12 protein-coding genes, 2 tRNA genes and 1 rRNA gene are annotated in these 14,857 nt (G+C 62.5%); 13 read left to right on the top strand and 2 right to left on the bottom strand.

Annotated features, from left to right (window positions below; genetic code table 11):
• Positions 1-79 precede the first annotated feature (79 nt).
• The 5 genes from CXB49_RS18455 to CXB49_RS18435 all read left to right on the top strand — a co-directional run bounded on the left by CXB49_RS18455 (position 80) and on the right by CXB49_RS18435 (position 5,071).
• A complete protein-coding gene (locus CXB49_RS18455; RefSeq protein ID WP_101709734.1) occupies positions 80-1,804 on the top strand; it encodes a hypothetical protein in 1,725 nt (574 codons plus the stop codon).
• Positions 1,801-2,115, top strand: coding sequence for a hypothetical protein (locus CXB49_RS18450; protein WP_101709733.1), 315 nt, complete (start codon positions 1,801-1,803; stop codon positions 2,113-2,115). The genes CXB49_RS18455 and CXB49_RS18450 overlap by 4 nt, the downstream gene beginning before the upstream one ends.
• Before the next feature lie 260 nt (positions 2,116-2,375).
• The gene (locus tag CXB49_RS18445; protein WP_101709732.1) at positions 2,376-4,121 is read left to right on the top strand and encodes a hypothetical protein; all 1,746 of its coding nucleotides are present in this window, start codon (positions 2,376-2,378) and stop codon (positions 4,119-4,121) included.
• Positions 4,121-4,426, top strand: coding sequence for a hypothetical protein (locus CXB49_RS18440; protein ID WP_101709731.1), 306 nt, complete (start codon positions 4,121-4,123; stop codon positions 4,424-4,426). Before CXB49_RS18445 ends, CXB49_RS18440 begins: the two co-directional genes overlap by 1 nt.
• A 66-nt stretch (positions 4,427-4,492) precedes the next feature.
• Positions 4,493-5,071: a HutD family protein gene (locus CXB49_RS18435; RefSeq protein ID WP_101709730.1), complete on the top strand. Its 579-nt coding sequence runs from the start codon at positions 4,493-4,495 to the stop codon at positions 5,069-5,071.
• Positions 5,072-5,097: 26 nt separating this feature from the next.
• Here the strand turns inward: CXB49_RS18435 and ubiD are convergent, their stop codons facing one another.
• Positions 5,098-6,573, bottom strand: a complete 1,476-nt coding sequence (gene ubiD / locus CXB49_RS18430; RefSeq protein WP_101709729.1) for a 4-hydroxy-3-polyprenylbenzoate decarboxylase — start codon at positions 6,571-6,573, stop codon at positions 5,098-5,100.
• 143 nt (positions 6,574-6,716) lie between these two features.
• Between ubiD and CXB49_RS18425 the strand changes: the two genes are divergently transcribed.
• The 5 genes from CXB49_RS18425 to CXB49_RS18405 all read left to right on the top strand — a co-directional run bounded on the left by CXB49_RS18425 (position 6,717) and on the right by CXB49_RS18405 (position 11,784).
• On the top strand, positions 6,717-7,328 hold the full coding sequence (locus CXB49_RS18425) for an OmpW family protein (RefSeq protein ID WP_101709728.1): 612 nt from the start codon (positions 6,717-6,719) through the stop codon (positions 7,326-7,328).
• Between the two features lie 458 nt (positions 7,329-7,786).
• Complete coding sequence (locus CXB49_RS18420) at positions 7,787-8,872, top strand: ABC transporter ATP-binding protein (RefSeq protein ID WP_101709727.1); 1,086 nt, start codon at positions 7,787-7,789, stop codon at positions 8,870-8,872.
• A 3-nt stretch (positions 8,873-8,875) separates the two neighbouring features.
• Complete coding sequence (locus CXB49_RS18415; protein ID WP_233492859.1) at positions 8,876-9,769, top strand: ABC transporter permease; 894 nt, start codon at positions 8,876-8,878, stop codon at positions 9,767-9,769.
• The gene (locus tag CXB49_RS18410; protein ID WP_233492858.1) at positions 9,762-10,556 is read left to right on the top strand and encodes an ABC transporter permease; all 795 of its coding nucleotides are present in this window, start codon (positions 9,762-9,764) and stop codon (positions 10,554-10,556) included. Before CXB49_RS18415 ends, CXB49_RS18410 begins: the two co-directional genes overlap by 8 nt.
• Before the next feature lie 163 nt (positions 10,557-10,719).
• A complete protein-coding gene (locus CXB49_RS18405) occupies positions 10,720-11,784 on the top strand; it encodes a PotD/PotF family extracellular solute-binding protein (RefSeq protein WP_101709726.1) in 1,065 nt (354 codons plus the stop codon).
• Between the two features lie 66 nt (positions 11,785-11,850).
• Here the strand turns inward: CXB49_RS18405 and CXB49_RS18400 are convergent, their stop codons facing one another.
• Complete coding sequence (locus CXB49_RS18400) at positions 11,851-12,486, bottom strand: pyrimidine 5'-nucleotidase (RefSeq protein ID WP_101709725.1); 636 nt, start codon at positions 12,484-12,486, stop codon at positions 11,851-11,853.
• Between the two features lie 392 nt (positions 12,487-12,878).
• Here CXB49_RS18400 and CXB49_RS18395 point away from each other — a divergent pair.
• From CXB49_RS18395 to CXB49_RS18385, 3 genes are all read left to right on the top strand, one after another.
• Positions 12,879-14,414: ribosomal RNA gene (locus tag CXB49_RS18395) — 16S ribosomal RNA — on the top strand.
• A gap of 94 nt (positions 14,415-14,508) precedes the next feature.
• Positions 14,509-14,585 (top strand) — tRNA-Ile (locus CXB49_RS18390).
• 122 nt (positions 14,586-14,707) lie between these two features.
• Positions 14,708-14,783: transfer RNA gene (locus CXB49_RS18385), tRNA-Ala, on the top strand.
• The last annotated feature ends 74 nt before the right edge of the window (positions 14,784-14,857 follow it).

Raw genomic sequence — 14,857 nt, 5'->3', positions numbered from 1 at the left:
CCGGGCGGCGGTCTCTATCCTTGTCGACATTATTTAATCATTTACAAATTCGCCGTCGAATTTACAGTTGAGTCATAAAATGTTGAACAACAAGCAAAATATCGCCGCCCTGTCCGTGATGGTCGCGCTGCTGTCCGCCTGCGGCGGTGGCGGCGGCGACTCCTCTTCCAGCGCCGCCAGCAATCAGGCGGTGCAAGCAAATCCGCCCAGCGCGCCTCAGAAGCCGGCCATCACCGGCGATCTGAGTTGCCAGTCCGTCGTCTGCGCGCTGCCGGCTAGCGCGGTTTCCGACGCGGTCGGCAAGGTATACCAGTTGCAGAACAATACCAGCCAGGACATGCCGCTCACCATCACCGGTCCGCTGACCGCCAGCTGGAACGCGGTGGTGACCCAGGTCGACAGCGACATTCTGGGTTATGGCCGCGTCGGCGGCGGCGCGCGCGGCACCGACGCGGCGGCCGACGCGGTGCTGGAACAGCAGATGCAGCAGTTTTACGATCATGCCGCCGCCTACGGCCAAATCGCCGGCCGGGCGCAGGCGAGGATGCGCGTCGAAAAACGGGCGGTCGCCGCGGCGCGCTACTATGCCGTCAACGACAGCCGCCAATGGTACGACAGCATAGGCAGCCGCACGCTGAGCACCACGATGAAGGCCAGCTACGCCTTGCCCAGCGGCGGCACCGTCTATGTCTGGGCGCAGAACGACGCGGCCGCGGTGACTGCCCAGCAGGCGGCCTTCCTGGCCGAGCGCTTCGCCAACAGCGTGTACCCGATCGAGGCCGCGGTGATCAGCGAGCCCTGGGGACCGGTCAATCCGTCGTGGCAGGGCGTCACGCTGGATGCCGGCACCAAGGACGTGCACCTGGTGCTGGCGCAGCTGAATCAGCCGGCCAGCGCCTTCAAGGGCCTGCTGGGCTATGTCTCTCCGCTCAACGCCCTGCTGAAGTCGGGGGCGTCCGATCCGTCCTGCGGTAAGACCGACTGCAGCGCCTTCTCTAACAGCAACGAGGCGCTGGTGACCTTCCTCAACGTCGACACGCTGGTGGCGGCCGACGACGGCGTGAACTGGAGCCAGAACGGCAAGGGGCCGGCGCTGACCCTGTCGACGCTGGGCCATGAGTACCAGCACCTGCTGTACGGCTACAACAAGGTGTTCCGCCGCATGGCGGGAGCGGCGAGATCGACGACCTGGGAAAACGAGCTGGCGGCGCAGACCATGGGTTATCTGGTGGCGGCCGACACTTATCAGGGCGGCCGCGGCGATAACGCGAACTCGCATCCCGATCTGCGTTCCGGCGGCGACTTCAGCCAGTTCCTGGCCCAGCCGGCCTGCAATCTGAAGCGCTGGTCGGCGATGAGCGGCGACAGCGTCGGCACCACCTGCTATCCGAAGGCGCTGGCGACCGGCATGCTGATGCTGCACCAGTACGGCGCAGGCGTGATGAAGCCGTGGGTGACCGGTTCGAATGTCGGCGAACGCGCGCTGGACGACGGCTTGGCCGCGGTCGGCGGCGGCGACTACGGCAGCCTGATGCAGCAGCTGTATACCAGCCTGGCGTTGGCGGACTTCGCCCCGTGGCCGGCGGGCTACGGCTTCCCGGCCAAGCAGTTGAGCTTGCCGGCCAGCCGCTACTTCCCGGGCGGCAAAACCATTTCCTTGCCGCCAATCCCGGTCAGTCTGGGCGAAGTCCAACTGTCGACCGACCCGACGCAGGAAGCCTATCGCCTGAGCCTGGCGCCGCTTGGCGGCCAGGTGACGATCACCGTGCCGGCCAATTCGCGGCTGAGCCTGGTGAAGCGATGAGACGGCCGCTGGCGGGCGGTCTGGCCGTCCTCGGACTGCTGGCGTCGCTGGGCATGGCCAGCGTGCCGTGGGAACACGGCCGCTTGGTCAGCGTCGGCAACGTGCCGTTCAATCGGCTGGCGATCCAGCGCAGCGACGGCGCGCTGCTGACCATCGCGCCCAGCGGCGAGGCCGGCGCGCTCGATCAGCGCCAGCTGGACGCGTTCGCGGCCCGCGCCGGCGACAAGGTGCGTTTCCGCGCCTTGCGCACCGTGCAGAGCAGGGTGGACGGCGCCATGGTGGTGCTGGGCCAGATGGAGCTGGAGCGTTAGTCGGCGCTTGATCGTGAACAGGCTCTGAGCCCGGCGTCTTCGGACGGCGGGCTTTTTTTATGGCGACGGTGGGGTGATCTCTATTGTCCGGGAGGCGGATCGGGTGATGACGGCCGCGCCGGGCGGGGAGGTTCTCGCCGGCCTGGGCGACGGTATTTGTCTGACTTTTAATTGTAATAAATTGACATTGTACTCACTTATGTCGTGTGGCTAATATCAAGATTCTGTTCATAAATTAACCAAAAAAAGACGACAAAGTGATGAAAGAGATCAACAAGACAGTTCTGGTTTCCGTGATCGCGAGCGCGCTGTTGAGCGCATGCGGCGGCGGCGGGAGCGGCCAGTCCGCCGACGGCGGCGCGGGCAATCCGTCGGCGAAAGCGTTGGCGCAAAGCGGAGCCGGCAGCGCCGAGGTCGGCGCGCTGAATTGCGCCGGCGCCAGTTGCAAGCTGCCGGCCAGCGCCAGCGGCGCGGCGTCGGGGTCGATCTACCGCTACAGCAATACCAGCGGCCGCGATCAGACCCTGCAGCTGACCGGACCGGTGAGCTCGGCATGGCAGGCCGAGTTCGTGCGCGTCAGCGGCGGTGACACCTCCACCCAGTTCCGGACATCCGGCAATGGCTTGCGCGGCGCCGACCGCGCCGTGGCGGACCGGCTGGAAGCCGAGAGCCGGGCGGTGTTGAGCGCGGTGGCGAAGAACAACAGCAACGGCGCGCTGCAACGCTTGCAACTGCAGCAGTCGGCCAGGCTGAGCGGCGCGCAGGCGGCATTGCAGCAGCAGGTCTACGCGCTGGGCGACGCGCGAACCTGGCACGATATGGACGGCGACAGTCCCACGACGCTGAAGGCGGTGCGCGATCTGCCCAATGGCGGCGGCAAGGTCTATGTCTGGGGTCAGAGCGGTTTGGACGTGGCAGTGGACAACGCCCAGGCCGACGCCTTGGCCGAACGTTTCGCCGGCAGCGTCTACCCGCTGGAGGCCAGCGTGGTCAGCGAGCCCTGGGGTCAGGACATCCACCCGAGCTGGCGCAGCCTGGCCCTGCCCGGCGACACCAAGGACGTGCACCTGGTGCTGAGCCGGCTCAATGATCCGGCCAGCACCAGCGGCAGCCGGCTGCTCGGCTATGTGCGCTGGACCAACGCGCTGCTGGCCTCGGCCGCGGCCACCATGTGCCAGGGCGACGCCGACTGCGCCGACGTGATAGGCAAGAGCAACCAGGCGCTGGTGACCTTCGTCGATCTGGACACCTTCGCCAAGGCCGACAGCCCGGGCAACTGGTCGATGAAGGACAACGGACCGAGCCTGGCGCTGTCTACGATGGCGCACGAGTACCTGCACGTGCTGTACGCGTACAACAAAATCCTGCGGCAGAAGCCGGGCTCGGCGCCGACCACGGTGTGGGAGAACGAGTTGGCGGCGCAGACCATGGGCTATCTGGTGTCGGCCGACACTTATACCGGCGGACGCGGCCGCGACGCCAACTCGCACCCGGACCTGCGTCCGCGCGGCGATTTCGAGCAGTTCCTGGCCAGGCCGGCATGCAATCTGAAGGGCTGGAGCGTCGCCGCCGACGATTACACTTGCTATCCGAAGGCGCTGGCGCTGGGCATGCAGATGCTGCACCAGTTCGGCCCCGCCATGATGAAGCCGTGGGTGACCGGGCCGAGCAAGGGGGAGAAGGCCTTGAACGACGGGTTGCGCGCGGTGGGCGGCGGCGATTACAGCGCCCTGTTGCAACGGCTGACCACCACGCTGGCGCTGGGCGCCTACAGCCAGGACGTGGCGGGCTTCGGCTTCCCGGCCAAGACCATCACGCTGCCGGCCAACCAGTACTTCCCGGCCGGCAAGACGCTGCAACTGCCTGCGGTGCGCATCCAGGCGTCCGAGGTGGGTTGGCGCAACGACAGCAGCCAGGAAACCTGGCGCCAGGCCCTGTCGGTGTCGCGCGGCGCGGCGCGCATCACCGTGCCGGCCAACAGCCATCTGCTGCTGGTGAAGCCCTGATGCGGCGCGCGCCGTGGCTGCTGGCCCTGCTGCCTTCCTTGCTGGCGATGGCCGCGCCGCAGTGGGAGCGCGGCGTGCTGGTGGAGGTGGGCGCCTATCCGCTGGTCAAGCTGGGGATAGAGCGCGGCGACGGCGCGGTGCTGGCGATACGTCCGGCCGAGGCGGGCAAGGGTCTGGATCTGGCGGCGCTGAAGCGCTTGCGCCGCCAGCTGGGCCATCCCATCCGTTACCGGGCGGCCGGCTATGCCGACAGTCCGGTCTATGGCCGGGAAGTGATCTTGCAACAGGCGGAAGCCGTGCGCTGAGCGCGGCTGTTCAGCCAGGCGCCCATCCGGCATCATGCCCGATGGGCGTACTTTTCGGGAGCCGGCATGCGGGTATGGGATCAGCGAAGCTTCATCGACATGCCATGGGCCAATGGCGGCGGCCGCACGCGCGAGCTGTTCCGCTTGCCGCATCCAGAGCGGGACGGCGCGTTCGCGTTGAGGATGTCGATCGCCGAGGTGGCCGCCGGCGGGCCGTTCTCCCGTTTCGACGGCGTCGATAGGCTGCTGGGCCTGTTGGACGGCGAGGGCATGGAGTTGAGCCTGGCCGATGGTCGCAGGCTGACGCTGGACGCGCCGGGCCAGGTGGTGGCCTTTACCGGCGAGATCGGCGTCGAGTGCCGCCTGCTGGGCGGCGCGCTGCGCGATTGCAATCTGATGCTGGCGCGCGACTGGGGGCGCGGCGAGATGGAGCGGCTGACGCCGGCCGATGGCGACACCGTGAAGCTGGAGGCCGCCGATCTGGCGCTGCTGTATCTGCAGCGGGGAGCCTGGTCATGCGGCGATCGGGCCTTGTCAGACGGCGGCCTGTTGCTGTTGGAAAACGAGACGGCAAGCTTGCGCGCGGACGGCGGGGCGATAGCCTGGCTGGCCACCGCGCGGCGGCATGAAAAAAGCCGGGCCTGAGCCCGGCTTTCATCGGCGGCCGAACGCTATAGCCCCAGTTCGCCCCACAGCGCGTCGACGCGCTGCTTGACCGCCTCGTCCATCACGATGGGCACGCCCCATTCGCGGCTGGTCTCGCCCGGCATCTTGTTGGTGGCGTCCAGGCCCATCTTGCCGCCCAGGCCGGAGATCGGGCTGGCGAAGTCCAGGTAGTCTATCGGCGTGTGGTCGATCAGCGTGGTGTCGCGCACCGGGTCCATCCGGGTGGTGATCGCCCAGATCACTTCCTTCCAGTCGCGGCAGTCGATGTCGTCGTCGACGACGACGATGAACTTGGTGTACATGAACTGGCGCAAGAAGCTCCAGCAGCCCATCATCACCCGCTTGGCGTGGCCGGGATACTGCTTCTTGATGCTGACGATGGCCATCCGGTAGCTGCAGCCTTCCGGCGGCAGGTAGAAATCGACGATTTCCGGAAACTGCTTTTGCAGTATCGGCACGAAGACCTCGTTCAGCGCCACCCCCAGTATCGCCGGCTCGTCCGGCGGCTTGCCGGTGTAGGTGCTGTGGTAGATCGGGTTCTCGCGCATCGTGATCCGGTCTATCGTCAGCACCGGGAAGCTGTCCTGCTCGTTGTAGTAGCCGGTGTGGTCGCCGTACGGGCCCTCCATCGCCATATCGTTCGGATGGATGTGGCCTTCCAGCACGATCTCGGCGCGTGCCGGCACCTGCAGGTCCGATCCCAGGCACTTGACCAGTTCTGTGCGGGAACCGCGCAGCAGGCCGGCGAACTGGTATTCGGACAGCGTGTCCGGCACCGGCGTCACCGCGCCCAGTATCGTCGCCGGGTCGCAGCCCAGCACCACCGCCACCGGATAAGGCTGGTCCGGGTTCTGCTGGCGGAATTCGCGGTAGTCGAGCGCGCCGCCGCGATGCGCCAGCCAGCGCATGATGACGCGGTTCCTGCCTATCACCTGCTGGCGGTAGATGCCGAGGTTTTGCCGCTTCTTGTTCGGGCCGCGGGTGACGGTCAGGCCCCAGGTGATCAGCGGCGCCGCGTCGCCGGGCCAGCAATGCTGGATAGGCAGTTTGCCGAGGTCCACCGCCTCGCCTTCCCAGACGATGTCCTGGCACGGCGCCTTCTTCACTTCCTTCGGCGCCATGGCCAGCACCTGCTTCAACAGCGGCAACTTGTCCCAGGCGTCCTTCAGGCCTCTGGGCGGTTCCGGCTCCTTCAGATAGGCCAGCGTCTTGCCTATCTCCCTGAGCTGCATCACGTCTTCGGCGCCCATGCCCATCGCCACGCGCTCCGGCGTGCCGAACAGATTGGCCAGCACCGGAAAGTCGTAGCGGCGGTCGTCGTCGACCGGCTGTTCGAACAGCAGCGCCGGACCGCCGGCCTTCAGCACGCGGTCGCCGATTTCGGTCATTTCCAGCTGCGGCGATACCGGCATATTGATGCGCTTCAGCAGCTGTTTTTGTTCAAGTTGGGCGATGAATTCCCGGAGATCGGCATATTTCATGACTGTTTCATGATCTGACGCAAAGTGTGAGAGAACGGGCTTGGATAATCTGCCTGCGGACGTCGCACGCTACTGCCGGCGTGCCTGGCTGTCAACGCCGGCATGGTTTATGGCGGCATTACTCTACCCATTGGAGAATAGAAATGAAGAAGCTCGCACTCGCCGCCATGATCGGCATGCTGTCCGCCGGCGCGTTCGCCGCCCAAGGCGACATTCTGGCACGTTTCCGCGTGATCAACGTCGCGCCGTCCAGCAGCTGGAGCAATTCCGGCCTGGTGCCGGGCCTGGACGTCGAAGCCAAGAGCTCGACGGTGCCGGAAATCGACTTCACCTACATGATCACCAACAATATCGGCGCCGAGCTGATCCTGGGTACATCCCGCCACAAGATCACCGCCAACGGCGCCGACATCGGCAAGGTGTCCGTGCTGCCGCCGACGCTGACCGCGCAATACCATTTCGCGCCGGAAGCGACCTTCCGCCCGTATGTCGGCGCCGGGATCAACTACACCCGCTTCTACAGCGTGGGCCTGAACGCGCTGGGCACGCCGATCAGCGTGAAGAGCAACAGCTTCGGTCCGGCGCTGCAGATCGGCGCCGACTACGCGATCAACAAGAACTGGTTCTTCAACGTCGACGTGAAGAAGCTGTGGATCCAGACCGACGTCACCGCCGACAAGCTGGGCGGCGCCAAGCTGGGCACGCTGCATGTCGACCCGTGGGTGTTCGGCATCGGCTTCGGCACCAAGTTCTGATCCGGCCGCGCCATCGGCCATGCGAGGACGCCTGCGGGCGTCCTTTTGCATTGTGGCGAAATGTAAACGATTGATGATATTGACATTGCGCGGGAAGTCGCCAATGCTGGCCTGTGTCCGGGGGGGGCATGGGCAAAGCCGCTGCCGGAAATGCGGCGCATTTGTCGCGTCGGCGACATCAAAAGAAGCGCTTGGCGACATCGATTGCATCTTTTCAGACAAGTCTGTTGTCAAAATGCATCATTTCGATGCGAACCATTCAAAGTTTTCCACGTCCTTCAGAAGCAGGGGCGCGCGGGTTTTTTTCAGTGAAAAGAGCAACTTATCCCGCCGGTTTCATCCATAGGCCGGGCTGGCCGGAAAAGTGCGCTGAGGTCTTGAATTTACAAGGGATTTCCGCGGCCCCGAAAGTTGTTTTTTTGTTAAAATGGCGCCCTTTTTCGTGGCAGGGAAGATCCATGGCTCTCCTGGAAATCAAAAACGTGGTCAAACGCTTCGGCGACTACACGGCGGTCAGCGATGTCAGCCTGTCGGTCGAGGCGGGCGAGTTCTTCACCCTGCTGGGACCGTCGGGCTGCGGCAAGACCACCTTGCTGCGCATGCTGGCCGGTTTCGAACAGCCGGACGCCGGCCAGATCCTGCTGGACGGCCAGGACATGTCGCAGGTGGCGCCGGAGAAGCGCCCGGTGCATACCGTGTTCCAGAGCTACGCGCTGTTCCCGCACATGACGGTGCGCGAAAACATCGCCTTCCCGCTGAAGATGGCCAAGTGGGACAAGCGCAAGATCGCCGCCCAGGTGGACGAGTTGCTGGAGGACGTGCGCCTGACCCAGTTCGGCGATCGCTACCCGCACGAGATGTCCGGCGGCCAGCGTCAGCGCGTCGCCATCGCCCGCGCGCTGGTGGACCGCCCGCGCCTGCTGCTGCTGGACGAACCGTTGTCCGCGCTTGACGCCAAGCTGCGCGAGGAGATGCAGATCGAGCTGATCAATCTGCAGAGGGAAGTGGGCATCACCTTCGTCTATGTCACCCACGATCAGGGAGAAGCGCTGGCGCTGTCGCACCGCATCGCGGTGATGAGCCAGGGCAAGGTCGAGCAGCTGGACGCGCCGGAACAGCTGTACAGCTACCCGAAAAACCGTTTCGTTGCCGACTTCCTCGGCCAGTGCAATGTGCTGGAAGGCACGGTCAAGGCCTTGAACGGCGACACGATGACCGTCGCGCTGAAGGGCTGCGGCGACGTCAAGTGCCAGGCGGTGCCGGGCGTTAGGGAGGGGCAGCAGGGCTGGCTGGCCTTCCGGCCGGAAAAGGTCAAGCTGGACAAAACGCTGCCGGCGACGGCCGACGAAGTCCATTTCAACGGGCGCGTCCATGACTGCCTGTACCTCGGCGACGTCACCCTCTATGTGGTGGAGGTGGCCGACGGCGTGCGCGTCGAAGCGATGCAGGCCAACAACATTCCCGGCGTCGCCAAGTTCTTCGATGCCGGCGACGCGGTCGAAATCGCCTGGCGTTTCGACGCCGGCAGCTTCCTGACGGAGTAAGCGATGGCGATGCGCGACCGTTTCGGCAAGTGGGCGCTGTCCTGGCCCCCGCTGCTGTACCTGCTGTTGTTTTTCCTGATCCCGTCGCTGATCATGCTGGTGGCCGCGTTCCGCCAGCCCGGCGACTACGGCGGCCTGGCGCCGATGTTCACCATCGAGGACGGCCAGCGCGTCTGGCAGCTGACGCTGGACAACTTCCACCGACTGGTGGAGGAGCCGCTGTATCTCGAGCTGTTCGCCAAGTCGGCCGGCTACGCGCTGATCACCACCGTGGTCTGCCTGCTGATGGCCTATCCGCTGGCCTGGTTGATCGCCCGCTCCGGCAAGAAGTATCGCGACCTGATGCTGCTGATGGTGATCCTGCCGTTCTGGTCCAACTTCCTGATCCGCATCTACGCGTGGATGATCATCCTGGGGCCGCAGTCGGCGTTCACCAAGGCCTTGAACCTGGTGCTGACCTCGCTGGGCTTCGAGCCGGTGCGGCTGCTGTTCACCTCGTTCGCGGTGATCGTCGGCCTGGTCTACGTGCATCTGCCCTTCATGGTGCTGCCGCTGTACGCCAATCTGGAAAAGCACGACATGGCCCTGCTCGACGCCGCGCAGGATTTGGGCGCCAACGCCTGGCAGCGCTTCTGGCGCGTGACCTGGCCGCTGAGCCTGCCCGGCGTGTTCGCCGGCTCGGCGCTGGTGTTCATCCCGGCGCTGGGCATGTTCGCGATTCCGGACATCCTCGGCGGCACCGAGTCCATCATGATAGGCAATCTGATCAAGCAGCAGATCCTCGATACCCGCGACTGGCCGTTTGGCTCGGTGCTGTCGATCATGCTGACCGGCGGCGTGCTGCTGATCGCGGCGCTAGGGGCCATGGTGGCCAGAAAGGGGAAGGCGCGTGGCTAAGAAACAATCGAAGTGGCTGTGGGCTTCGGCCATCGTCACCTATCTGTTCCTGTACCTGCCGCTGGTCATCGTGGTGCTGTACTCGTTCAACGACTCGCGGCTGAACGCCGAGTGGGTCGGCTTCACGCTGAAGTGGTACCAGAAGCTGTTCCACAACGAGAAGATGCTGACCGCGGCCGGCAACTCGCTGCTGATCGGCATCATCGCCAGCTTCTTCGCCACCATCTTCGGCACCTTGGCCGGCATCGCGCTGCACCGCTACAAGCTGAGGCTGCTGCCCTTCCTGGTGCTGACGCCGATCGCCATCCCCGAGTTGTTGATGGGGGTGTCGCTGGTGATCTTCTTCGTCATCGTCAACCAGCTGATCGGCATCCTGGAGTTGGGCTTCGTCACCATCCTGCTGTCGCACATCGCCTTCTGCATAGGCTTCGTCGCCATCGTGGTGCGGGCACGGATGCAGGGCATGGACGACAGCCTGGTCGAGGCCGCGCGCGATCTCGGCGCCACGCCGTTCCAGGCCTTCCGCCTGATCACGCTGCCGGTGATCAAGCCCGGCATCATCGCCGGCGCGCTGATGGCGTTCACGCTGTCCATCGACGACTTCGTGATCACCTTCTTTACCGCCGGCGCCGGCGCCAGCATGTTGCCGCTGGAGATCTACTCGATGATCAAGATCGCGGTGACGCCGGAAGTGAACGCGGTGTCGTCCTTGTTGATGCTGCTGACGCTGGCGCTGATCGTCATCGCGTCCAAGGTGTCGCCGAGCGCGCTGCGCGCCAACGGTTGAATGGGGCGGCGTCGGCCGCCCGGCCGAAAGGCCGATCCGGCGGCGAGGCATTTTGCGTTGCAGCATAATGCCTTGCCGTCGCCGCCGCACCCGGGCGATGCTGAGGGGGCGTCTCCCGGTTAACTCGTAGTATCACCAAGCTGTGCAATACAAAGGAAACGAAATGAAGAAGATCCTCGCGCTGCTGGCGCTGGCGGCCTCCACCCAGGCATTCGCCGCCGACGAGCTGCATCTCTACAACTGGAACAACTACCTGTCCGAGAGCGCGGCCAAGAATTTCGAGGCCTATTGCAAGTGCAAGCTGGTGCAGGACTACTACGGCGACAACGAGGAACTGCTGGCCAAGCTGGCCGCCGGCGCCAAGGGCTACGACATCGTGGTGCCGACCGGCTTCGCCGTCGACGCGCTGATCAAGCAGGGCAAGGCCCAGCCGCTGGACAAGGCCCAGCTGCCCAATTTCAAGAATCTGAACCCGGGCTATCTGAACAGCTTCTTCGACAAGGGCAACAAGTACTCCACTCCGTACGCCTTCACGACCACGCTGATCGGCTACAACGAGACCAAGCTGAAGCAGCTGGGCCTGGGCGACAAGGTGAACAGCTGGGCGCTGATCTTCGATCCGGCGCTGCTGGCCAAGATCAAGGGCAAGATCACCGTGCTGGATTCGCAGCGCGAACTGGTCGCCGCCGCGCTGATGTATCTGGGCAAGCCGGCCAACTCCACCAATCCGGCCGACTGGAAAGCCGCCCGCGACGTGATCCTGAAGGCCAAGCCGTACTGGGCCGCCTTCAACAACCAGTCCTACATTAAAGAGCTGACGGTAGGCAATATCTATGTCGCCTTCGGTTACTCCAACGATATGTTCCAGGCCCAGCAGGACGCCAAGAAGGCCAAGCGCAGCTTCGCGCTGAACTTCAGCCTGCAGAAGGAAGGCAACACCTTGTCGCTGGACAACTTCGTGGTGCTGAAGGACGCGCCGCGCAAGGACCTGGCCTACAAGTTCATCAACTTCATGATGGACGGCAAGAACGCCGCCGGCCTGACCAACGAGATGGGCAACGGCAATCCGAACGCCGCCGCCGGCAAGTTCGTCAAGACCGAGCTGACCAAGATCCCGGCGATCTTCCCGACCCCCACCGACCTGCCGCGCCTGCAGCAGCTGCATGATCTGAACGCCAAGGACAGACGCGAGCTGAACAAGGTGTGGTCCGAGATCAAGCTGAAGTAAGCGGATTCGTGATCCAGCAAAAAGGCCGGGAAGCTTCCCGGCCTTTTTCTATATATATGCTCTGGCCTAATTCAGGCGCAGCCGCAGCAGCTGGCTGATCTTCTCGATGCGGTGGTCGACGTGGGCGGGTTTGCGCGCGTCCTTGCTGACCCAGATCGTCGTCATGCCCAATTCTTTCGCCGTCAGCAGATTGGGCAGCGAATCCTCCACCATGATGCAGCGCTCGGCTTGCAGACCCTCGTGGGCCAGCACGGTGTGGAAGGCGTCGAGGTGTGGTTTGGGCACATAGTTCAGGCGCTCTACGCCGTATACCGATTCGAAATGGCGCTCTATCTTCATCCGCTGCAGAATGCCTTCGACATAGTGCTGCGGTCCGTTGGACAGAATGATCTTTCGCCCCGGCAGGGCGCTGAGGCTTTCCGCCAGCCGGTCTTCGAATTGCAGCCATTGCTGCAGAATCTCCACCGGATGGGTTTCGATCAGGAATTGCTGCGGGTCTATGCCGTGATGGGTGGACAGGCCGTGCATGGTCGCGCCGTATTGCGCCCAGTAGCGCGAGCGCAGCGCGCAGGCCTCCACCTCGTCCACGCCGAGGTGGCGCACCATGTATTCGGTCATCAGCGTGTTGATATGGTCGAAGATGCCGCCGCTGGCGTAGTGCAGGGTGTCGTCGAGGTCGAAGATCCAGGTCTTGTGGTTCACGTTCGAAACTGCATGAAAGGTAAGACCGCAGATTATCCATTCGCTGCGGCGAACAGGCTAGTGGAAGCCGTTCATTGGGTCTTCAATGCCTGTTTCTATTGTTATCAGCGGTTTACAGTGATTTGACCAGATTTTTTCATTTTCTTTGCAGAAAGGTGTTGACGCCTCCTGGGGTGGCCGGTATAGTTCGCCTCCTCAGCTGACGCAGCGAACGAAACAGCGGAAACGAAACGGTTTCCGGTGAAGACGACGCAGCGGCCAGCACTGCTCTTTAACAGAACGAATAACCGATAGGTGTAAGTGCTTGGCGAAAGCCGACACTTGCACTGCAAGAGACAAGAGATACTTGTTTATTTCTTTGAACTTGCGTGCCAGAAAATTGCTATGAGATTGAACTGAAGAGTTTGATCCTGGCTCAGATTGAACGCTGGCGGCATGCTTTACACATGCAAGTCGAACGGTAACAGGGTGCTTGCACCGCTGACGAGTGGCGAACGGGTGAGTAATGCATCGGAATGTACCGTGTAATGGGGGATAGCTCGGCGAAAGCCGGATTAATACCGCATACGCCCTGAGGGGGAAAGTGGGGGACCGTAAGGCCTCACGTTATACGAGCAGCCGATGTCTGATTAGCTAGTTGGGGAGGTAAGAGCTCACCAAGGCGACGATCAGTAGCGGGTCTGAGAGGATGATCCGCCACACTGGGACTGAGACACGGCCCAGACTCCTACGGGAGGCAGCAGTGGGGAATTTTGGACAATGGGCGCAAGCCTGATCCAGCCATGCCGCGTGTCTGAAGAAGGCCTTCGGGTTGTAAAGGACTTTTGTCAGGGAGGAAATCCCGCTGGTTAATACCTGGCGGGGATGACAGTACCTGAAGAATAAGCACCGGCTAACTACGTGCCAGCAGCCGCGGTAATACGTAGGGTGCAAGCGTTAATCGGAATTACTGGGCGTAAAGCGTGCGCAGGCGGTTGTGTAAGTCTGATGTGAAAGCCCCGGGCTCAACCTGGGAACGGCATTGGAGACTGCACGACTAGAGTGCGTCAGAGGGGGGTAGAATTCCACGTGTAGCAGTGAAATGCGTAGAGATGTGGAGGAATACCGATGGCGAAGGCAGCCCCCTGGGATGACACTGACGCTCATGCACGAAAGCGTGGGGAGCAAACAGGATTAGATACCCTGGTAGTCCACGCCCTAAACGATGTCAATTAGCTGTTGGGGGTTTGAATCCTTGGTAGCGTAGCTAACGCGTGAAATTGACCGCCTGGGGAGTACGGCCGCAAGGTTAAAACTCAAAGGAATTGACGGGGACCCGCACAAGCGGTGGATGATGTGGATTAATTCGATGCAACGCGAAAAACCTTACCTGCTCTTGACATGTACGGAACTTGCCAGAGATGGCTTGGTGCCCGAAAGGGAGCCGTAACACAGGTGCTGCATGGCTGTCGTCAGCTCGTGTCGTGAGATGTTGGGTTAAGTCCCGCAACGAGCGCAACCCTTGTCATTAGTTGCCATCATTAAGTTGGGCACTCTAATGAGACTGCCGGTGACAAACCGGAGGAAGGTGGGGATGACGTCAAGTCCTCATGGCCCTTATGAGCAGGGCTTCACACGTCATACAATGGTCGGTACAGAGGGTTGCCAAGCCGCGAGGTGGAGCTAATCTCAGAAAACCGATCGTAGTCCGGATCGCACTCTGCAACTCGAGTGCGTGAAGTCGGAATCGCTAGTAATCGCAGATCAGCATGCTGCGGTGAATACGTTCCCGGGTCTTGTACACACCGCCCGTCACACCATGGGAGTGAGTTTCACCAGAAGTGGGTAGGCTAACCGTAAGGAGGCCGCTTACCACGGTGGGATTCATGACTGGGGTGAAGTCGTAACAAGGTAGCCGTAGGGGAACCTGCGGCTGGATCACCTCCTTTCTAGAGACTGGCGATTGCCAAGTACTTACAACCTATCGGTTATTTGATTTGAAGGGCATTGAGGTTGTGGATGCCACGATCTCATAAGTCAACTGGGTTTGTAGCTCAGCTGGTTAGAGCACTGTGTTGATAACGCAGGGGTCGTAGGTTCGAGTCCTACCAGACCCACCAGTTACACTCTGGGTGTTCTGATGAGCACTACGGAGAACCATTTTTGTTCCAGGCAAGGCGCGAAGAAGCGAAGTGTGCGAATGCACATGAGCGACTGAGCAACGCGGCATGGGACAAAAAGAGGGGGATTAGCTCAGTTGGGAGAGCACCTGCTTTGCAAGCAGGGGGTCGTCGGTTCGATCCCGTCATCCTCCACCACTTACGCCGCAAACAAAATCAAATTGAGAAGTTTGATTCTGTTTGCGTTGTAGAAACGCCCGATCTTTAACAAA

The sequence above is a fragment of the Chromobacterium sp. ATCC 53434 genome (assembly GCF_002848345.1).
In the GTDB taxonomy this organism is placed as follows: Bacteria; Pseudomonadota; Gammaproteobacteria; order Burkholderiales; family Chromobacteriaceae; genus Chromobacterium.
The sequence above is the reverse complement of the archived record's forward strand: the minus strand, read 5'-3'. Positions and strand labels throughout refer to the sequence as shown.